This is a genomic window from Streptomyces sp. NPDC055287, from assembly GCF_053646035.1.
Genome location: NZ_JBSHNE010000002.1, coordinates 275,866 through 295,464 on the forward strand (window position 1 = coordinate 275,866; position 19,599 = coordinate 295,464).

Here is a 19,599-nt window from a genome sequence, read left to right on the forward strand (position 1 = left end):
CGCCGTGGTACTGTTTGAACACAACGGCGCGGGGTGGAGCAGCTCGGTAGCTCGCTGGGCTCATAACCCAGAGGTCGCAGGTTCAAATCCTGTCCCCGCTACTGAAGAAGAAGACGAGGGCCCGGATCTCGAAAGAGATCCGGGCCCTCGTTGTGTGTGTCCGGAGCTCTCGCGCGCCTGTACGAAGCGTCCTTCTGATGGGGGGAGTTGGGGATTTGGCGTTTGGAGTGTCTCTCTGTGGGCATGTCGACAAAACGCTGAAGTGACCTCACTGGCTGCGGTATACCAGGTGTACGCGGGTTGCGGGTGGTGCGACGATGGTTTTTATGGGGGACAGGGCAACTCTGTTGGAGACAGGGCGGTTTGTGCAGCGACATCCAGAGCACGCTGTTGACACCGTGGATACCGCCGAGGCCGAGTCCGAGGCGCGACACCGGAGCGCCGCCGAGAGCGGCGACACGGAGTCCATGAGCGTGCTCGGTTCGCTCCTGCTGCGCCGGGGCGACCTCGATGGCGCCGAGCCGCACCTGCGCGCCGCGACCGCCGACGGCGACCGCGCCGCCGCGAACAACCTGGGCGTACTCCTCCACCAGCGCGGCTATGCCGACGAGGCGGCCGGCTGGTGGCGCATCGCCGCCGTGGCCGGGTCCGCGGCCGCCGCACACGCGCTGGGCCGCCACTACCGCGAGCGGGGCGACGAGCCCGCCGCGGAGTACTGGCTGCGCCAGTCCGCCGAGCAGGGGCACGCGCTGGGGGCGTACGCCCTCGCCGACCTCCTGGAACACCGCAGCGACGTGGGCGCCGAGCGGTGGCTGCGCGCTGCCGCCGAGCAGGGGCACCGGGAAGCGGCGTACCGCCTGGCCCGCACGCTGGACCGCCGCGCCGCCGCCGAGGCGCACGCCGGCGCGACCGGCTCCGGCGTCCCGCCGGTGAGCACCGACGCGCGCCTGCGGCGTACGGGCGCGGGAGGCCCGAAAGCGGCCCGTAACGCGGGGACGGCCGGACCCGGCGCGGGGACGGGCGGGGGCTCCGACACCGGTACGGGTACCGGCAGGGGCGGCGGCTACCTCGACCTCGGTACGGGGACCCGGCACCCCGGCCCCGGGGTAGGCCCGGGCGCCGACTTCCACACGGACACGGACACGGGCGCGGGTGCCGGCGCCGGTCTCGGCCCCTCGGGCACCCGCTACCCCGGTTACGGGTACGTGGGGACCCGATCCGAGGCAGGCACGGGCCCGGCCACCGGTACGGGACGCACCGGCACGGACGCGGCCGCCGACGCCGGCCGGGCGGCGCAGGGGCCTGGGCCGGGTTCCGGTTCCGGGGAGCCCGGGGGGGACCCGGCCACCGGCACCCGCCACGCCGCCGGTGGCGGGAGCCGTCGTACCGGCGCCGGGCCGTTCGGTACCGGTACGCGGCATGCGGGGATCGGTGCGGGTGAGCTGCCCCCTGCCGTGGAGGCCGAGCAGTGGTACCGGCAGGCTGCCGCGCGGGGGCACCGCCGTGCCGCCCTGCACCTCGGCGCCATCCTCGAGGAGCGCGGCGAGCTCAAGGAGGCCGGGCGCTGGTACCTGACCTCCGCCAAGGACGGCGAGGCTCGCGCCGCGTGCGCGCTGGGCTTCCTGCTGCGCGACGCCGGTGACGAGGAGAGCGCCGCCGTGTGGTGGCTGCGCGCCGCCCAGGACGGCGACGGCAACGCCGCCAACGCGCTGGGCGCCCTGCATGCCGCCCGGGGCGAGCAGCAGACCGCCGAGCGGTGGTACCGCGCCGCCCTGGACGCCGGGGACGTGAACGGGGCCTACAATCTCGGGCTGCTCTGCGCCGCCCAGGGCCGCAACGCCCAGGCCGACCAGTGGTACCGCCGCGCCGCCTACGCCGGCCACCGCGAGGCCGCCAACGCGCTCGCCATCCTGCTGCTCCAGGGCGGCGACGCGGCCGGCGCCGAGCCGTGGTTCTCCAAGGCCGCCGAGGCGGGCAGCGTCGATGCCGCCTTCAACCTTGGCATCCTCTACGCGGGTCGCGACGACGACCGTACGGCCTTCGTCTGGTACGAGCGCGCCGCCGCCGCCGGTCACACGGAGGCCGCGCTCCAGGTCGGCATCGCCCTGCTGCGCGACGGCGAGGAGCAGGACGCCGAGCGGCACCTGCGCTGCGCCGCGGGCAGCGGCAGCGCCGAGGCGGCGTTCCGCCTCGCGACGCTGCTCGACCGCAGGCAGCCCCCGCCGAGCGCGCCCGGGCTCGGCGAGACGCTGAACGAGAAGACCGAGTGCGAGGAGTGGTACGAGCGGGCCGCCGAGCAGGGCCACCGCCGCGCCCAGGTGCGCGTCGGCATGCTCGCCGCGGGGCGCGGCGACCTGGAGGGCGCCGCACGCTGGTACCGGGAGGCGGCCGAGGCCGGCAGCCGCAACGGTGCCTTCAACCTCGGGCTGCTGCTGGCCCGCGAGGGCAGCGAGCCCGAGGCCGCCCTGTGGTGGTCCCGCGCCGCGCACGCGGGCCACGGCCGCGCCGCGCTGCGCCTCGCGCTGCTCGCCGCCCGCCACGGCGAGCTGGACGAGGGCGAGCGGTGGTGCGCGCGGGCCGTGGAGCTCGGGCCCGCCGAGGTCGCCGAGCGCGCGGCGCGGCTGCGCGAGGCGCTGCACCAGGAGCTCACGGCGTAGACGGGCCTGGCCACGGCTGCTGGCGGATCGTTTCGCCAGTGGTCACCACTGCGCAGGGGAACGGATTTGCGCTGGTCGGCGGTGCGACGTAGAGTCGTGTTTACCGACGCGGGGTGGAGCAGCTCGGTAGCTCGCTGGGCTCATAACCCAGAGGTCGCAGGTTCAAATCCTGTCCCCGCTACTGATGAAGTAGCCGAAGGCCCGGATCTCGAAAGAGATCCGGGCCTTCGTCGTGTACGGACACAGGCATACCGACACGGCACACGCAGACGGACTCGCGCACGCGTGAGGAAGCCGAAGGGCCCGGCACCAGGATCTGGTGCCGGGCCCTTCGCTTCTCCGTACCGCTGTGTGTCAGGCGGAGGCGCAGTTGGGGCACGTGCCCCGGTAGGTCACCTCTACGTCCGAGATCGTGAAGCCGAAACGCTCGGAGTCCGGCAGGTCCGTGAGCGGATTGCCGACCGGGTGTACGTCGCGTATGGCGCCGCATCGCGCGCAGACCAGGTGCTGGTGCGGGCGGTGCGCGTTCGGGTCGTACCGCTTCGCCCGGCGGTCCGTGGACACCTCGAGCACCTCGCCGAGGGACACCATCTCACCGAGCGTGTTGTAGACGGTAGCCCGGGAGATCTCGGGCAGCTTCGCCACGGCGCGCGCGTGCACCTCGTCGGCGGTCAGGTGGATGTGGTCCCCGTCGAGGACTTCGGCCACGACGCGCCGCTGAGCGGTCATACGCCAGCCGCGTCCGCGCAGTCGTTCCAACAGGTCACTCATGGGACCAGCCTAACAGTGGGGGGACCAGGTCCCGAACAGGTGTGACTTTGGATGATTGCTTGACTTAGACAATGTCCATTGTAGGATCGAGAGCGGCAAACGCCAAGGGACAGGACTTGCAGGTATGACGCAGGAGGCGCACGTGACGCAGGGACCGCTCACCACGGAGGCCGGCGCGCCGGTCGCCGACAACCAGAACAGCGAGACCGCTGGCGTCGGCGGCCCCGTTCTGGTCCAGGACCAGGCGCTGCTTGAGAAGCTCGCGCACTTCAACCGCGAGCGCATCCCGGAGCGCATCGTCCACGCGCGCGGCGCCGGTGCGTACGGCACCTTCACGCTGACCCGCGACGTCTCGCAGTGGACGCGGGCGAAGTTCCTCTCCGAGGTCGGCAAGCAGACCGAGACCTTCCTGCGCTTCTCGACGGTCGCGGGCAACCTCGGCTCCGCGGACGCCGTGCGCGACCCCCGCGGCTTCGCGCTGAAGTTCTACACGGAGGAGGGGAACTACGACCTTGTCGGGAACAACACGCCCGTCTTCTTCATCAAGGACGCCATCAAGTTCCCCGATTTCATCCACACCCAGAAGCGCGACCCGTACACCGGCTCGCAGGAAGCCGACAACGTGTGGGACTTCTGGGGCCTGAGCCCCGAGTCGACGCACCAGGTGACCTGGCTGTTCGGTGACCGCGGCATACCCGCGACGCTGCGTCACATGAACGGGTACGGCTCGCACACGTACCAGTGGAACAACGAGGCCGGCGAGGTCTTCTGGGTCAAGTACCACTTCAAGACCGACCAGGGCATCAAGAACCTCACCACCGACGAGGCCAACCGCCTTTCCGGCGTCGACCCGGACTCGCACCAGCGCGACCTGCGCGAGGCCATCGAGCGCGGTGAGTTCCCGTCCTGGACCGTGCAGGTGCAGATCATGCCGGCGGCCGAGGCGGCGACGTACCGCTTCAACCCGTTCGACCTGACCAAGGTCTGGCCGCACGCGGACTACCCGCCGATCGAGATCGGCAAGCTGGAGCTCAACCGCAACCCGGAGAACATCTTCGCCGAGGTCGAGCAGTCGATCTTCAGCCCCGCGCACTTCGTGCCGGGCATCGGCCCGTCCCCCGACAAGATGCTCCAGGGCCGCCTCTTCGCGTACGGCGACGCCCACCGCTACCGCGTCGGCATCAACGCCGACCACCTGCCGGTGAACCGTCCGCACGCCACCGAGGCGCGGACGAACTCCCGTGACGGCTACCTGTACGACGGCCGCCACAAGGGCACCAAGAACTACGAGCCCAACAGCTTCGGCGGCCCCGCGCAGACGGGCAGGCCGCTGTGGGAGCCGGTCCCGGTCACCGGCGCCACGGGCAACCACGAGGCCCCGGACCACTCCGAGGACAACGACTTCGTCCAGGCGGGCAACCTCTACCGCCTGATGTCCGAGGACGAGAGGGGCCGTCTCGTCGACAACCTGGCGCAGTTCATCGCCAAGGTGTCGCGCGACGACATCGCGGAGCGCGCGGTGAGCAACTTCCGTCAGGCCGACGGTGACTTCGGCAAGCGGCTGGAAGCCGCGGTCCAGGCCCTGCGCGGCTAGTACGGACCGCTTGTCGTAGGCAGAGGGCCGGATTCCCCGAGGGGAGTCCGGCCCTCTTTCGCGCTCAGCCCACCAGCGCGCCCGGTTGCGAGCGGAGCTGCCTGCGGCCAGGTGCCCAGCAGCGGATGATGTCGCGTACGGAGACGACGCCGACGGGGCCGTCTCCGTCCAGCACGATCAGATGCCGGAAGCCGCCGTGCGCCATGGCGTCGGCGGCGTCCTCCAGCGTCCAGGAGGGCGCCGCGTAGACGACGTCGGTGGTGGTGTGGGTGCCGGCCGTCTCGAGGTCGGGGTCCTGACCCGACCCGACGGAGATGAGGATGTCGCGTTCGGTGAGAATGCCGAGTCCGCCGGCGTCGGTGTCGAGGACGACGGCCGCCCCGACGCGGCGCTCCGCCATCAGACGGGCTGCCTGGCGGAGTGTGTGGGCGGGGCCGATGGTGAGGACCACCGTGCTCATGGCGTCACGGACGAGCATGGACGGAGCCACCTCCTTGGTGAAGCGGGTGTCGAGAGATACGAGAACCGATTCACAAGTTCACAAGTGGGGGGACTCACAGAGTGACAGCCGGGAGGGAAGGCAACAAGAGGGCGCGGGAGGATGTGCCCGGCGATCACACGCCCCCGCGCGCCGGTTTCCCGGGCGCGGGGGCGAAGGTCCCTAGGCGCGGAGGTAACTCAGCATCTCTTCGTGGAGCAGGCCGTTCGACGCGGCGGCATTGCCCCCGTGCGGTCCTGTCACTCCATCGAGGCTGGTGAAGACACCGCCCGCCTCCTGGACGATGATCGCGTTCGCGGCCATGTCCCAGAGCGACAGCTCCGGCTCGGCGCAGATGTCCACCGAGCCCTCGGCGACCATCATGTACGGCCAGAAGTCGCCGTATCCGCGCGTGCGCCAGCAGTCGCGGGTCAGGTCCAGGAAGCCGTCGAGCCGGCCCTGCTCCTCCCAGCCGCTGAGCGAGGAGTACGCGAAGGACGCGTTGGCGATCTCGTCGACCTTGGAGACGTGGATGCGGGTCGCCGAGGTGAGGCTGCGCCCGGTGTACGCCCCGGCGCCCTTCGCCGCCCACCAGCGGCGGCCCAGCGCCGGCGCGGACACGACGCCCATCACGGGCTGGAAGCCGTGCTCCCCGGCCTCCATGAGCGAGATCAGCGTCGCCCAGACCGGCACGCCGCGCACGTAGTTCTTCGTGCCGTCGATCGGGTCGACCACCCAGCGGCGCGGCCCCGTGCCCTGGAGCCCGTACTCCTCGCCCAGAACGGCGTCACGCGGCCTGCCACGGTGCAGGTGGCTGCGGATCAGCTCCTCTGCGGCCTTGTCGGCCTCCGTCACCGGTGTCATGTCCGGTTTGGTCTCGACCTTGAGATCCAGAGCCTTGAAGCGCTCCATCGTCGTGGCGTCCGCGGCGTCCGCGAGGACATGGGCAAAGCGCAGATCATCGTGATAGTCGGGCATGACTGAACAGTATCGACCGTGTTGTGGGCGAACCACACGGTCTCGCTGTGCGGGCGCGGTCCACCGTCCGGACACCGGGCGCGGTGCACCGTCCGGACAGTCTGGCGCGGTCCCCCGTCCGGACGGTGCGGCGCGCGGGCCATTGACAGCGCCCGACGGCGCGTCAACTCTGAAACCGGAGGCGTGCGGCCGGGGAGGCGACGATGCCCACAGCGCGAGAGGCCCTGCTGGACGCCGCCCTCACCGCGCTCGCGGCCCGTCCGTGGTCCGCGGTGCGGATGGTCGACGTGGCCGCGGCGGCGCGCGTGTCGCGGCAGACCCTCTACAACGAGTTCGGCAGCAAGGACGGCCTCGCCCGCGCGCTGGTGCGCCGCGAGGCCGACGGATATCTGGCGGGCGTCGAGCGGGCGCTGGGGGGCGGAGCGGCCGACCCGGCGGCCGCGCGGGCAGCCGGCCGGACCTCCGACCGGGCGGCCGCCCGGCCCGCGGGCGTCGAGGACCGGCTCGTGGCCGTCGCGGAGTGGACCGCCGGGGCCGCCCGCACGAACCCGCTCGTACGCGCCCTGCTGACCGGCTGCTGGGGCGAGCGCCTGCCCGCGCCGCGCCCCGTCAGGTACGTGCTCGGCGTCGCGGTGTCCCCGGTGCCCGCCCAGCGCCGCGCCGACGCCGGTTCGCCGGGGCCTGCCGACCTGGTCGCGGCCGTACGGGGCAGGGCGCTCGCCGCGCTCGGGACGGGGCGTACGAAGGAGGCGGCCGCGGACATCGCGTACCGCTGCGAGCTGGCTGTCCGCCTCGCGCTCTCGTACGTCGTCGCACCCACGGCGTCGGGGGACGGCTTGGCGCGGCTGCTGCGGACGGCTCTCGGCGTGGCGGGCACCGGTGGAGCCGGACCCGGTGGAGCCTCACCCGGTGGGACGGGACCCGGCGGGACGGGACTCAGTGGGCCGAGCCCGAGAGCTGGAGCCCGATGACGCCGATGATCACCAGCGAGATCGAGATCAGCTTCAGCGTCGAGACCACATCGCCGAGGAAGACCATGCCGTAGATCGCGGTGCCCGCCGCGCCGATGCCGGTCCACACCGCGTACGCCGGTCCCACGTCGAGCTTCCTCAGCGCCAGCGTCAGCAGGCCGAAGCTGCCCAGCGCGAAGGCGCAGAAGGCGACCGTCGGCCACAGCCGGCTGAAGCCGTGGGACAGCTTCAGGCACACGGCGAAACCGGTTTCGAGCAGTCCTGCCACCACCACGAGCAGCCACGCCATGGTCGGTTTCCTCCCGTGTCGGTGACTGCTTCGGCTGACTTGGTGCGATTATGCACTTACCAGGAGCGAGGAACCGTAAACGCGGCGCGGTCAGTCGCCCTCGCGACGCTCCCGGGTGGCCAGCAGCCGGCGCAGGGAGTCCAGCCGGGCCGGATCGGCGTGACCGTCGGCCACCCACTGGTCCAGCGCGCACTCCGCCTCGTCGTGGCTGCACCCGCGCGGGCAGCCCTCCGTCCCCGGCTCCAGGTCCGGGAAGGCGAGGATGACGCGCGACGGGTCCACGTGGTGCAGCCCGAAGGAACGCACGCCCGGCGTATCGATCACCCAGCCGCTCACGCCGGTGAGCGGCAGCGCGAGCGCCGATGTGGTGGTGTGCCGGCCGCGGCCGGTGACCGCGTTGACCACACCCGTCGTACGCCAGCGGTCCTCCGGTACGAGCGTGTTGACCAGCGTCGTCTTGCCCACGCCGGAGTGGCCCACGAAAGCCGTGACCTTGTTCTCCAGGTGCTTGCGCACCAGCTCGGTCGCGGCCCCGTTCGCCAGGTCCTCGCGGCTGGTCACGAGGTACGGGACGCCGAGGGGACGGTAGGCGCTCAGGAGGGCGTCCGCCGGTGCCAGGTCCGATTTGGTCAGTACGAGGAGGGGTTCGAGCCCGGCGTCGTACGCCGCCACCAGGCAGCGGTCGATCATGCGCGGGCGCGGCTCGGGGTCGGCCAGGGCGGTGACGATCGCCAGCTGGTCGGCGTTGGCCACGACCACCCGCTCGAACGGGTCGTCGTCGTCGGCGGTGCGGCGCAGCACCGAGGCGCGCGGCTCGACCCGCACGATGCGGGCCAGCGTGTCCTTGTCACCCGTGAGGTCGCCGACGATGGCGACGCGGTCGCCCACGACGACGGACTTGCGGCCCAGCTCGCGGGCCTTCATCGCGATGACCGTACGGTCCTCGACGAGGCAGGTGATGCGGCCCCGGTCGACGGTCAGGACGAAGCCTTCGACGGCGTCCTCGTGCTTGGGGCGGGTGTGGGTGCGAGGCCGGTTGCCCTTGCGGTTGGGGCGGACGCGGATGTCGTCCTCGTCGGGGTTCTTGCCGTAGCGGCGCATGTCGTCAGGCCCCGTCAGTTTCCGTCGAGCATTCCGGTCCACATCTGCGGGAAGTCGGGCAGCGTCTTGGCCGTGGTCGCCACGTTCTCGATCTGCACGTCCTTGACGGCGAGGCCGATGATCGCGCCCGCGGTCGCCATGCGGTGGTCGTGGTACGTGTGGAAGGTCCCGCCGTGCAGGCGGCGCGGCCGGATGCGCAGGCCGTCCTCGGTCTCGGTGACATCGCCGCCGAGCGCGTTGATCTCCCGGGTGAGCGCGGCCAGCCGGTCGGTCTCGTGCAGGCGCAGATGTGCGACGCCCCGCAGGACGGACTCGGAGTCGGCCAGGGCCGCGACCGCCGCGATGCCCGGGGTCAGCTCGCCCACGTCACCCAGGTCCACGTCGATGCCGTGGACGGTGCCGGTGCCCGTGAAGGTCAGGCCGCGCTCGGTGAGCTCGCAGGAACCGCCCATCTCGGTGAAGATCTCGCGCAGCGCGTCGCCCGGCTGGGTGGTGCGCTCCGGCCAGTCGGGGATCGTGACACGGCCTCCGGTGATCAGGGCGGCGGCGAGGAACGGCTGGGCGTTGGAGAGGTCGGGCTCGATGGTCAGGTCGCGGCCGAGCAGGGCGCCGGGGGAGACCCGCCAGACGTTGGGCTCACCGCCGGACTCGGGGGTGTCCACCTGGGCGCCGACCGCGCGCAGCATGTCGACGGTCATCAGGATGTGCGGCATGGACGGGAGAGTGGCGCCGGTGTGACGCACCTCCACCCCCTGGTTGAAGCGCGGGCCGGACAGCAGGAGCGCGCTCACGAACTGTGAGGACGAGGACGCGTCGATGTCGACCGCTCCGCCGTCCAGCGCTCCGCCGCCGTGCACGGTCAGCGGGAGCGCGCCGCGGCTGTCGTCGTCGATACGGGCGCCCAGGGTGCGCAGCGCTTCGATGACGGCGCCGAGCGGGCGTTCGTACGAACGAGGGTCGCCGTCGAAACGGATCTCGCCGTCGGCGAGCGCAGCGACGGGCGGCAGGAAGCGCATCACCGTGCCGGCGTTGCCGACGTCCACTGTCGCCGGTCCGTGCAGACCCGCCGGGATCACGCGCCAGGCCTCGCCGGAACCGTTGAGTTCGCCCGTGGCCGACGAGCTGGACGACACGGTCTCCTCGATGCCGACGCCCATCATCCGCAGGGCGTCGGCCATCAGCAGCGTGTCGCGGGAACGCAGCGGGCGGCGCAGCCATCCGGGTTCGGCGGCGAGGGCGGCCAGGACGAGAGCGCGGTTGGTGACCGATTTTGATCCGGGCACGGTGACGGTTGCGTCGACGGCTTCGCCCGCGCGCGGGGCGGGCCAGAGGGCGGGGTGCACGGAGCTTTCGGTCATGGCCATCACTTTAGTGGCTCGCGGCGGACCCGGATCTTGATCAAATACGCCGAAACCGGGACGTAACTCAGGGGTGCTATCGGGTTGACGCGTCGTGACGGCCGCTGAGGGGTACGTCGTCGCCGGCCGCCGGCTACAGCCCGAGCAGCCAGCGGCCGCCGCCCAGCAGCGCGCAGACCGACACCGTGTGGAAGAACAGCAGCCACAGCACGGCCGGGACGTTCGTGAGCCGCGACAGCTGGTCGGCGTCCGAGTCGGGGGCGCCGCCGTGCCGGCGCTTGGCCTGGAGCTCGAAGGCCGGGCGGACGCCGCCGATGAGCATGAACCAGACGGCGGCGTAGGCGAAGGCGGCCTGCACCTCCGGCGTCGTCAGCCACGAGATCAGGAGGAAGGCGGCGCCGGTGACGATCACGGTGAGGGCGCCGTACGCGTTGCGGATCATCGCCAGCATCGCGAGCAGCAGGGCCGTCGCGATCCAGAGGAAGAGCGTGATGTGGTTCGCGGCGAGCAACCATGCTCCGCCGAGGCCCAGGAGTGAGGGGGCGGTGTACCCGGCGGCGGCCGTGAGGATCATGCCGATGCCGGTCGGCCTGCCCCGGCTGACGGTCAGGCCGCTGGTGTCGGAGTGCAGACGTATACCGTCCAGGCTGCGGCCCGTGAGCAGGGCGATCAGGCCGTGGCCGCCCTCGTGGGCGATGGTGATGGCATTGCGTGCCACCCGCCAGACGGCGTGCGGGACGACGACGGCGAGTGCGGCGAGGGCCGCTGCGATCACGAGCCACTGGTCGGGATCGGGCTGCGTACCGAAGATGCGGTCCCACAGGTCGCCGAGCTGAGTGGTGTCCATTTTCCGGGCGGCTCCTTGCGGTCTGGGCAGTCGTGGCAGTCTGGCACTTATGTGCGGACGGTATGCAGCGAGCCGGCGGCCCGAGGATCTCGTCGGGCTGTTCGATGTGGGGAAGTGGGAGCCGAAGGAGGCGCTCGCCCCCGACTGGAACGTGGCGCCCACGAAGGAGGTCCACGTCGTGCTGGAGCGTCCTGTGAAGGACGCGCGGGACCCGCGCCCGGTTCGGCAGCTGAGGAAGCTGAAGTGGGGGCTCGTGCCCTCCTGGTCGAAGTCGCCCGAGGGGGCGGCGCGGATGATCAACGCGCGGGCGGAGACGGTGCACGAGAAGCCGTCGTTCCGGCAGCCGTTCGTCTCGCGGCGCTGCCTCATCCCGGCCGACGGTTACTACGAGTGGGTCACCGGCGCCGACGAGCGGCAGCTGGAGGAGCAGGGGAAGAAGAAGCGGCCGCGCAAGCAGCCGTACTTCGTGACACTGGCGGACGGGTCGGTCATGGCGATGGCCGGGCTGTACGAGTTCTGGCGCGACCGGACGCTGCCCGACGACCATTCACAGGCGTGGTGGGTGACGTGCTCCGTCATCACCACCGAGGCCGAGAAGGGCCCGCTGGCGGTCGCGCCGGCCATCGGCCCGGGGTCGCTGGCCGACATCCACCCCCGGATGCCGCTGATGCTGACGCCGGACCGGTGGGACGCGTGGCTGGACCCGGCCCGTTCGGACATCGACGGCCTGCGGGAGCTGCTGGCCCCGCCGCCGGGCGGGCTGATGCGGGCGTACCCGGTGACCACGGCGGTGAGCAACGTGCGCAACAACGGGCCGGAGCTGCTGGAGGAGCTGGCGGCGCCCGAGGTGGAGACGTTGTTCTGAGGCGACCGGTGCGGCGCGCGTGCGGTGTTTGAGGACACGGCGCCGCAGGCGCACGATGGGTGCGTGACACACAGTGAGACGGTGGAGACAGAGGTCGGCCGGGCGCGCATCACCTGGGCCGAGGCAGAGGCGCCCTGGACCGTCCTGGCCGTGAGCCACGGCGCCGGCGGCGGGATCGGGGCGCGCGACCTCCAGGGGCTCGCGGCCGCGCTGCCCGCGCGCGGGGTGACCGTCGCCCTGGTGGAGCAGCCCTGGCGGGTGGCGGGGAAGAAGGTCGCGCCCGCGCCCAAGACGCTCGACGCCGGGTGGCGGGGGCTCTGGCCGACCCTGCTCGGGCCCGGACTGCCGGTGGTGTCCGGCGGGCGCAGCGCCGGGGCGCGCGTCGCGTGCCGTACGGCCGTGGACCTGGGCGCGCACGCCGTACTCGCGCTGAGCTTCCCGCTGCACCCGCCCGGCCGGCCCGAGAAGTCCCGGGCACAGGAGCTGCTGGGCGCCGGGGTCCCCACGCTGGTCGTACAGGGCGGAAACGATCCCTTCGGGAAACCGGACGAATTCCCCGCCGGGGAATACGACCTCGTGGAGGTGGCGTACGGGGACCACGGGTTCGCCGTACCGAAGAAGGCCGGAATCACCGCGGAAGAGGTCGTCGTCACGATCACGGACGCTGTCGGGAACTGGATCGACGGGCTGCGGGAATGATGAGCGCGACACCTCTGTTATTGCGTGCGTCGACATACACCGCACGTACGTGGAGAGGGAGTCCGTCGCATGGGATCGACCATCTGCCCGAGCCGCTCGAACACCGCTGACCTGGAGTGGACGGTGCTCAGTGCGGCCAAGACCGCCCCCCGTCGGGCGGCGGCCGGGCAGGATCGTCGTCTATCCTCCGATTCGAGCGGGTCCGCATTCGGCCCCGCCACGGCGTTGGAGGAGGTGGGTCCGGTCACTGGGACCGACACAGGGACCGACGACGGCCAGGCGGCGGAGGAGAGCACCGTCGAGCGCAACGCGCGTTTCGAGCGCGACGCGCTGGGCTTCCTCGACCAGATGTACTCGGCCGCGCTGCGCATGACGCGCAATCCGGCCGACGCGGAGGACCTGGTGCAGGAGACCTATGCCAAGGCATACGGGTCCTTCCACCAGTTCCGTGAAGGTACGAATCTGAAGGCGTGGCTTTACCGCATTCTGACGAACACCTTCATCAATACGTACCGGAAGAAGCAGCGCGAGCCTCAGCGCAGTGGCGCCGAGGAGATCGAGGACTGGCAGCTCGCGCGCGCCGAGTCGCACATGTCGACCGGTCTGCGCTCCGCCGAGTCGCAGGCGCTCGACCACCTGCCCGACTCGGACGTCAAGTCGGCGCTGCAGGCAATCCCCGAGGAGTTCCGCATCGCGGTCTACCTCGCGGATGTAGAGGGCTTTGCGTACAAGGAGATCGCGGACATCATGGGTACACCCATCGGTACGGTGATGTCCCGGCTGCACCGGGGCCGCCGGCAACTGCGTGGCATGCTCGAGGATTACGCGCGTGACCGCGGGCTGGTTCCGGCGGGTGCCGGAGAGTCGAACGACGGGAAAGGTTCGGGCTCATGAGCTGCGGAGAGCCGCACGAGACTGACTGCTCAGAGGTCCTGGATCATCTCTACGAGTTCCTCGACCACGAGATGCCCGACAGCGACTGCACCAAGTTCGAGGTGCACTTCGAGGAGTGCTCACCGTGCCTGGAGAAGTACGGTCTCGAGCAGGCCGTGAAGAAGTTGGTGAAGCGCTGCTGCGGCAGTGACGACGTACCGGCCGACCTGCGGTCCAAGGTCATGGGGCGTATTGACCTGATCCGGTCGGGCCAGGCCGTGCCCGAGCAGGACGTCACGGCCACGGGGGACGCCGACCTGCCGGCGACCGCGAACGAGGCATAGCCTCCACTCTTCTCACCGCTTGTCACGAAGTCGGCCGATTATCACTCGAAGGTGCTAATCGGCCGCTTCGCCGTATCCGGACGCGCCCAACTCGCTAGCCTGACGCACGAATTGTGGCGGGCGAACCGGGAACCGGGACAACAGGAGCGACACTGGTGAGAGCCCTTTCGGTGGCGGCGCGCGCGTACATCGTGTGCGCGCTGCTCGCGGCCGCCTGCTGTGCGCTACCCTCCCTGCGGCCGGGCGCCGGCACTCCCTGGCGGACGGCCGCGCTGCTCGCCGCGCTGCACGCCGCCTGCGAGCTGCTCGGGCGGCGGCCGTTCCTCGTGAGCGCGGTGCGGGTCGGCGCGGGCTCCTTCTTCCCGGTGCTGCTCGCCGCCGTACTGCTGCTGCCGCCGGCGGCAGCAGCGCTCGTGGCGGTACCGGGGGCCCTCGTCGGCCACGTCGAGCGGCGGCCGCGCGCGGTGCGGCGGTTCTGGCGGGCGGCGCAGCTGGCGCTCGCCGCGTGGTCCGCGGCGCACGTGTGCACGGTGGTGGACGGCGGTGCGTCGCTGGGAGGCGGGGCGGGGACTTCGGCTGCCGCACCCGATTTTCCGTACGTCCTGCTGCCCGCCGGGGCCGCCGTCCTCGCCTTCTGCCTGGTGCTGACCGCCCTCGACGGCGGCATCCTGGCCATCGCCGAGCGGCTGCCCGCGCGTACGGCCTGGCGCGGGCTGCTGCTGCGGTCCGTCGCGCCGCTCTGTGTGCAGGGGCTGGCCGGGCTGATGACGGCCGTGCTCTGGCGCAGTGCGTACGGGCCGGCGGCCGCGCTCTTCGTGCTGCTGCCGATGTACATCTCCTGCTGGGTCTTCGCGCAGTACCACCGCGAACGGGCCGCGCACCAGGCTACGATCCGCGCCCTCGTGCAGGCGGTGGACATCAAGGACCGGTACACGCGCGGGCACAGCGAACGGGTCGGCCGCGCGTCCGTGATGATCGCGCGCGAGCTGGGCATGGACGAGGACCGCATCGAGGTCCTGCGCTTCGCCGGCATCCTGCACGACGTCGGCAAGCTCGGGGTCCCGACGCGGCTGCTCCGCAAGGACGGGCCGCTCACCCCCGACGAGCGCCGCGTCATCGAGCTGCATCCGGAGTACGGGCACGAGATGGTGCGGGGCATCGGCTTCCTCGGGGAGGCGCGGGCGGCGATCCTGCACCACCACGAGCGGCTCGACGGAAGCGGCTATCCGTACGGTCTGGCGGGCGGCCAGATCCCGGAATTCGCCCGGGTGGTCGCCGTCGCGGACGCGTTCGACGCGATGACGTCGACGCGGTCGTACCAGCGGGCGCGGCCGGTGGCGACGGCACTGCGGGAACTCGACCGGTGCGCGGGGACGCAGTTCGATCCGCGGATGGTGGAGGCGCTGACGCGGGCGCTGGCCCGGCAGGGCTGGCACCATCGGGTCACCTCGGACGAACAGTCCGACCCGAGAGGAAACGTCCCGCCACCGCGCGGGAGTGAGGCGTGCGGGGGCTCCGGCGCGAGCGAGGGGGCGGTCGCGCCGGCCGTCGCCGCGGCGCGGCACGACCCGGGCCGGCCCCGGTGAGCGTCGTCCGGGCCGCCGGGCCCTGGGGGTGTCCTGCGGAGCTTTTCCCCGCCCCGCCCCTCAGCGGACCCGAGCTCTGTCCCGGGCCCCGGTCCTCAAGCGCCGGAGGGGCTGAGACCGGGGCAAGCGGTGCCCGGGGAGCCGGGGGAGTCGCCCCTCCGCGTGCGGGGCGTGCCGCGTGAGGGGGCACAGGCGCGGATACGCCGTCGGGCTCGTGTACGGCGCCGCAGCCGTCCTCACCGTCTACGCGCTCGGCAACACCCTGTGGTACGGCATCACCGAGCCCGGCATCGCCCTCGCCTTCGGCGCGCTCATCGCCGTCGGTGAGCTCTCCCGCTGGGGCGGACGGGGCGGCCCTTCCGCCCTGCCCGCCGAGCGCGAACCCGCGCCGCTCGGAGCCGCCGGGGCCCTCGCGTACGCCCTGCTCGGCCAGACCGCCGGGCAGCCCACCACCCACGGCGTTCTGCAGGTTGTGGCCGTCGTCATGGCGGCCGCCCTCGTCGGCGCCGTGCCGCACATCGCCGCGGGGCACGGGCCGGCACTCGACCACGTCGTCCGCCGTGTCCTCACCGTCGCCTTCGCCGCTGCGTGCTTCCAGCCGCTCTTCAACTCGGGGCAGTGGGGCAAGTGGGTCGGCCACGGTCCGTACCACGCGCTGTGCCTCGCGCTCCTGCTCGTCCTCACCGCCCTGTGCGACGCCGTCCTCACCGCCGTCATGGCCCGCGCCCGTACCGGCTACCCCTACGGGCCGCTTCTGCGCGACGAGATGCGGGCGCTGGTGGGGATCGGGTCGGCCGTCTGCGCCACCGGGGCCGTCATCGCACTCGGTGTCGCCGTCGCCGGGCTCTGGGCGCTTCCCGTCTTCTGCGTACCCCTGCTGCTCACCCAGCTGTCCTTCCGCCGGTACGCCGCCGTCCGTACGACGTACCGCCAGACCATCACCTCGCTCGCCCGCGCCACCGAGATCGCCGGCTACACCCCCCAGGGCCACGCCCGCCGCGTCGCCCTGCTCAGCCGCGCCGTGGGGCGTGAGCTGGGGCTTTCCGAGCCGGACCTGACCGTCCTGGAGTACGCCGCGCTGATGCACGACATCGGACAGCTCTCCCTCCTCGATCCCGTCCCGGCCGGGGCCACCGCCTCTCTCCCGGCCGCCGAACAGCGCCGTATCGCTCTCCTGGGGGGAGCCGTCGTACGCCAGACCGGAGTTCCGGCGGAGGTCGCGGTCGTCGTGGAGCGGCAGGCCGACCCCTACCGGGAGCAGCCGCTTTCCGCCCGTATCGTCCGCGCCGTCAACGCATACGACGATCTGTCGGGGGAAAGCGGAGGTGGACTGGGCGGGCCGCTCAGCGCCCTGGAACAGCTGCGTCTGGGCACCGGCCGCGACTATCAGCCCGAGGTTGTGGAATCCCTGGCGCGCGTCCTGTCCCGGGGCGGTCTGACCCCGTCCCCACCTGGGTAACCCATGGGTAATGAGCGGCCCTCCGACCCGGCATGGTTGGATGCGAAGAAGAGGAACAAGAGGGCGTCCGGGGGGACTGACCTTCAGCGACCGGCAGGCGGGACAGGCGGGAATCGTGAAGATCTTCGGGAAGGTACGGCATCGGCCATCCGCCTCGTGGCGGCAGGCCACCGACCGCGCGTTCACGCTGATCGGTGACGGTCGGTACGAGGACGCGGGAGCGCTGCTGACACGCGCGGCGGACCTCGAACCCTGGTTGTCCGAGTCCTGGTTCAACCTCGCGCTGCTGCACAAGTTCCGGCACGACTGGGAGCAGGCGCGCTCCGCGGGCCTGCGCGCCGTCGCGCTCCTCGACCGGGAGACCGGCGCACCGGACTGGTGGAACGTCGGTATCGCGGCCACCGCGCTCCAGGACTGGCCGCTGGCCCGCCGTGCCTGGCAGGCGTACGGCCTGAAGGTGCCCGGCGAGCCCACCGAGAGCGGCGAGCCGCACGGCATGGGGCTGGGCAGTGCCGCCGTCCGCCTGTCGCCCGAGGGTGAGGCCGAAGTGGTGTGGGGCCGCAGGCTCGACCCGGCCCGGATCGAGGTGCTCTCGATCCCGCTGCCTTCCTCCGGGCGGCGCTGGGGCGAGGTCGTCCTGCACGACGGCGTACCGCACGGCGAGCGCGTCACCGCCGCCGGCCCGTCCTTCCCCGTGTTCGACGAGATCGAGCTGTGGGCGCCTTCACCGGTGCCGACCTGGGTGGTGCTCCTGGAGGCCGCCACCGAGGCCGACCGGGACGCCCTGGAGCGGCTGGCCGCCGACGCGGGGTTCGCCGCCGAGGACTGGTCGTCCTCCGTACGGCTGCTCTGCCGGTCCTGTTCCGAGTCGCAGATGCCCAGCGACGAGGGCGACGGCGAGCACCTCGACCCGCACGACCACAGCGAGCCCGGTCACCCTGGGCCGCTCGGACACCGCACCGCCGGCGCCGGTGAGCTGTGGCTGCCGGAGCGCGAGTGCGGCATCGCGGCGCCCGCCGGACTGGTGCGCGGGCTGCTCGACGGGTGGGTCGCCGACAACCCCGACAGCCGTGAGTGGCGGGACCTCGAAGAAGTCTGCTGAGAAGTCTCCCGAAACCTGCCCGTAGGCTGTACGGGCATCGGATTCGGCATTTCAGGGTTCTTGGGTTTTGAGGAAGGCGTACGGCGGACATGGCGCAGCAGGAGACGGACCAGCAGGCGACGGACCAGCAGGTCATCAACGACGGGTTCGTCGTGGACACGGAGAACACCGAGGAGCGCGAGCAGGCGTACCGCGAGCGCGGCACCGCCCGCCCCATCACCGTCGTCGGGAACCCGGTCCTCCGCAAGGAGTGCAAGGACGTCACGGAGTTCGACGACAAGCTCGCCGCGCTGATCGACGACATGTTCGCCAGCCAGCGCGCGGCCGAGGGTGTCGGCCTGGCCGCCAACCAGATCGGCGTCGACCTCAAGGTCTTCGTCTACGACTGCCCGGACGACGACGGCGTGCGCCACGTCGGTGTGGTCTGCAACCCGGTCCTGCAGGAGCTTCCGCAGGACCAGCGCCAGCTCGACGAGTCCAACGAGGGCTGCCTGTCCGTCCCGACGGCGTACGCCGAACTGGCCCGCCCCGACTACGCGGTGGTCCACGGCCAGGACGCCCGGGGCAACCCGGTCAAGGTGCGCGGCACGGGCTACTTCGCGCGGTGCCTTCAGCACGAGACGGACCACCTGTACGGCTACTTGTACATCGACCGCCTGTCCAAGCGCGACCGCAAGGACGCGCTGAAGCAGATGGCCGAGGGCACGGCGCGGTACGAGACCGTCCCGAACGACTGATCTTCTCCGCCGTCGCGCGGCGGGCGGCCGGGCGACTGCCATTGGTCCGACAAATGACCCTGGCAGTCGCCCTGTTGACGCGCGTCGACGAGCGCGTCAGTCTCGGGCGTGCCCCGCTCCTCCGCTCCTCGGTATGGAGGTCCCATGCTCCGACGCACGCTGAGATCCAGCCTCTGTCTTGTCATGCTCATGGTGGCAGTGCTGGCCGGTACGGTCGCCACCGCCGGCACCGCGCAGGCCGACGGCTGCTACACCTGGTCCCGCACCCTCTCCCAGGGCACCACCGGCGCCGACGTCACCCAGCTCCAGATACGGCTCGGCGGCTACCCCGGCTACGGCGCGGTGCTCGCGATCGACGGCGAGTACGGCCCCGCGACCACCGCCGCCGTCAAGCGGTTCCAGTCGGCGTACGGGCTCACCGCCGACGGCGTCGCGGGAAGCGCCACCTTCACCAAGCTCTACGCCCTCCAGGACGACGACTGCACGCCCGTCCACTTCGGCTACGCCGAACTCAACGACTGCAACAGCACCTGGGCGGGCGGCGCGGTGAGTGCGGCCACCGCCAAGTCCAATGCCCTGCGCACGATGTGGAAGCTGGAGGCACTGCGGCACGCACTGGGCGACCGGCCCATCACCGTCACCAGCGGCTTCCGCTCGTACGCGTGCAACGACGCGGTCGGCGGTGCCAGCGGCAGCCGTCACCTCTACGGCGACGCCGCCGACCTCGGCGCCGGCCCGCACTCCCTGTGCACCCTGGCCAAGCAGGCCCGTAACCACGGATTCAACGGCATCCTCGGCCCGGGCTACCCCGGCCACAGCGACCACACCCACCTCGACCACCGCGCGAGCCGCTTCTGGTCCGCGTCCAGCTGCGGCGTCTCCTGACGTGA

Annotated in this window: 19 protein-coding genes and 2 tRNA genes; 14 read left to right on the plus strand and 7 right to left on the minus strand. The window is 71.8% G+C overall.

The features are described from left to right. The first annotated feature begins 27 nt into the window (after positions 1-27). From ACWIHY_RS04550 to ACWIHY_RS04560, 3 genes are all read left to right on the plus strand, one after another. Positions 28-101: transfer RNA gene (locus ACWIHY_RS04550), tRNA-Met, on the plus strand. Between the two features lie 216 nt (positions 102-317). Further along, positions 318-2,657, plus strand: coding sequence for a sel1 repeat family protein (locus ACWIHY_RS04555; protein ID WP_454374115.1), 2,340 nt, complete (start codon positions 318-320; stop codon positions 2,655-2,657). A gap of 107 nt (positions 2,658-2,764) precedes the next feature. Continuing rightward, a tRNA-Met gene (locus ACWIHY_RS04560) sits at positions 2,765-2,838 on the plus strand. Between the two features lie 173 nt (positions 2,839-3,011). On the opposite strand, the gene ACWIHY_RS04565 is transcribed toward ACWIHY_RS04560, so the two are convergent. Further along, positions 3,012-3,428 carry a Fur family transcriptional regulator gene (locus ACWIHY_RS04565; protein ID WP_454374116.1) on the minus strand — a complete coding sequence of 139 codons (417 nt, stop codon included), beginning with the start codon at positions 3,426-3,428 and terminating at the stop codon, positions 3,012-3,014. A gap of 124 nt (positions 3,429-3,552) precedes the next feature. Here ACWIHY_RS04565 and ACWIHY_RS04570 point away from each other — a divergent pair, with 124 nt between their 5' ends. Continuing rightward, entirely contained in the window at positions 3,553-5,022 is a 1,470-nt protein-coding gene (locus tag ACWIHY_RS04570; protein ID WP_454374117.1) for a catalase, read from the plus strand. Positions 5,023-5,086: 64 nt separating this feature from the next. Here ACWIHY_RS04570 and ACWIHY_RS04575 read toward each other — a convergent pair whose 3' ends face one another. Together ACWIHY_RS04575 and hisN are read right to left on the minus strand one after the other, a co-directional pair. Beyond that, entirely contained in the window at positions 5,087-5,500 is a 414-nt protein-coding gene (locus ACWIHY_RS04575) for a CBS domain-containing protein (protein ID WP_454374118.1), read from the minus strand. A gap of 183 nt (positions 5,501-5,683) precedes the next feature. Then, positions 5,684-6,478, minus strand: coding sequence for a histidinol-phosphatase (gene hisN / locus ACWIHY_RS04580; RefSeq protein ID WP_454374119.1), 795 nt, complete (start codon positions 6,476-6,478; stop codon positions 5,684-5,686). 203 nt (positions 6,479-6,681) lie between these two features. Here hisN and ACWIHY_RS04585 point away from each other — a divergent pair, with 203 nt between their 5' ends. Further along, on the plus strand, positions 6,682-7,449 hold the full coding sequence (locus ACWIHY_RS04585; RefSeq protein ID WP_454374120.1) for a TetR/AcrR family transcriptional regulator: 768 nt from the start codon (positions 6,682-6,684) through the stop codon (positions 7,447-7,449). Here the strand turns inward: ACWIHY_RS04585 and ACWIHY_RS04590 are convergent. From ACWIHY_RS04590 to ACWIHY_RS04605, 4 genes are all read right to left on the minus strand, one after another. Beyond that, positions 7,415-7,738 (minus strand): DMT family transporter, encoded by a 324-nt coding sequence (locus tag ACWIHY_RS04590; protein ID WP_454374121.1) that lies wholly within the window; start codon positions 7,736-7,738, stop codon positions 7,415-7,417. The genes ACWIHY_RS04585 and ACWIHY_RS04590 overlap by 35 nt on opposite strands. Positions 7,739-7,828: 90 nt before the next feature. Continuing rightward, a complete protein-coding gene (rsgA, locus tag ACWIHY_RS04595) occupies positions 7,829-8,839 on the minus strand; it encodes a ribosome small subunit-dependent GTPase A (RefSeq protein WP_454374122.1) in 1,011 nt (336 codons plus the stop codon). 14 nt (positions 8,840-8,853) lie between these two features. Beyond that, a complete protein-coding gene (gene aroA / locus ACWIHY_RS04600) occupies positions 8,854-10,197 on the minus strand; it encodes a 3-phosphoshikimate 1-carboxyvinyltransferase (protein WP_454374123.1) in 1,344 nt (447 codons plus the stop codon). A 133-nt stretch (positions 10,198-10,330) separates the two neighbouring features. Beyond that, entirely contained in the window at positions 10,331-11,044 is a 714-nt protein-coding gene (locus ACWIHY_RS04605; protein ID WP_454374124.1) for a M50 family metallopeptidase, read from the minus strand. A gap of 49 nt (positions 11,045-11,093) precedes the next feature. Here ACWIHY_RS04605 and ACWIHY_RS04610 point away from each other — a divergent pair, with 49 nt between their 5' ends. From ACWIHY_RS04610 to ACWIHY_RS04650, 9 genes are all read left to right on the plus strand, one after another. After that, positions 11,094-11,909, plus strand: a complete 816-nt coding sequence (locus ACWIHY_RS04610) for an SOS response-associated peptidase (protein ID WP_454374125.1) — start codon at positions 11,094-11,096, stop codon at positions 11,907-11,909. Positions 11,910-11,972: 63 nt separating this feature from the next. Beyond that, positions 11,973-12,608, plus strand: a complete 636-nt coding sequence (locus ACWIHY_RS04615; protein ID WP_454374126.1) for an alpha/beta hydrolase family protein — start codon at positions 11,973-11,975, stop codon at positions 12,606-12,608. Between the two features lie 234 nt (positions 12,609-12,842). Beyond that, the gene (locus ACWIHY_RS04620) at positions 12,843-13,502 is read left to right on the plus strand and encodes a sigma-70 family RNA polymerase sigma factor (RefSeq protein WP_454374414.1); all 660 of its coding nucleotides are present in this window, start codon (positions 12,843-12,845) and stop codon (positions 13,500-13,502) included. Continuing rightward, positions 13,499-13,825 (plus strand): mycothiol system anti-sigma-R factor, encoded by a 327-nt coding sequence (gene rsrA, locus ACWIHY_RS04625; RefSeq protein ID WP_454374127.1) that lies wholly within the window; start codon positions 13,499-13,501, stop codon positions 13,823-13,825. Before ACWIHY_RS04620 ends, rsrA begins: the two co-directional genes overlap by 4 nt. Before the next feature lie 155 nt (positions 13,826-13,980). Next, positions 13,981-15,411 (plus strand): HD-GYP domain-containing protein, encoded by a 1,431-nt coding sequence (locus ACWIHY_RS04630; RefSeq protein ID WP_454374128.1) that lies wholly within the window; start codon positions 13,981-13,983, stop codon positions 15,409-15,411. A 178-nt stretch (positions 15,412-15,589) separates the two neighbouring features. Continuing rightward, positions 15,590-16,870 (plus strand): HD-GYP domain-containing protein, encoded by a 1,281-nt coding sequence (locus tag ACWIHY_RS04635; protein ID WP_454374129.1) that lies wholly within the window; start codon positions 15,590-15,592, stop codon positions 16,868-16,870. Between the two features lie 115 nt (positions 16,871-16,985). Then, entirely contained in the window at positions 16,986-17,972 is a 987-nt protein-coding gene (locus tag ACWIHY_RS04640) for a tetratricopeptide repeat protein (RefSeq protein WP_454374130.1), read from the plus strand. 89 nt (positions 17,973-18,061) lie between these two features. Continuing rightward, positions 18,062-18,709 (plus strand): peptide deformylase, encoded by a 648-nt coding sequence (def, locus tag ACWIHY_RS04645; RefSeq protein ID WP_454374131.1) that lies wholly within the window; start codon positions 18,062-18,064, stop codon positions 18,707-18,709. Positions 18,710-18,853: 144 nt separating this feature from the next. Then, positions 18,854-19,594 (plus strand): D-Ala-D-Ala carboxypeptidase family metallohydrolase, encoded by a 741-nt coding sequence (locus ACWIHY_RS04650; RefSeq protein WP_454374132.1) that lies wholly within the window; start codon positions 18,854-18,856, stop codon positions 19,592-19,594. Positions 19,595-19,599 lie beyond the last annotated feature (5 nt).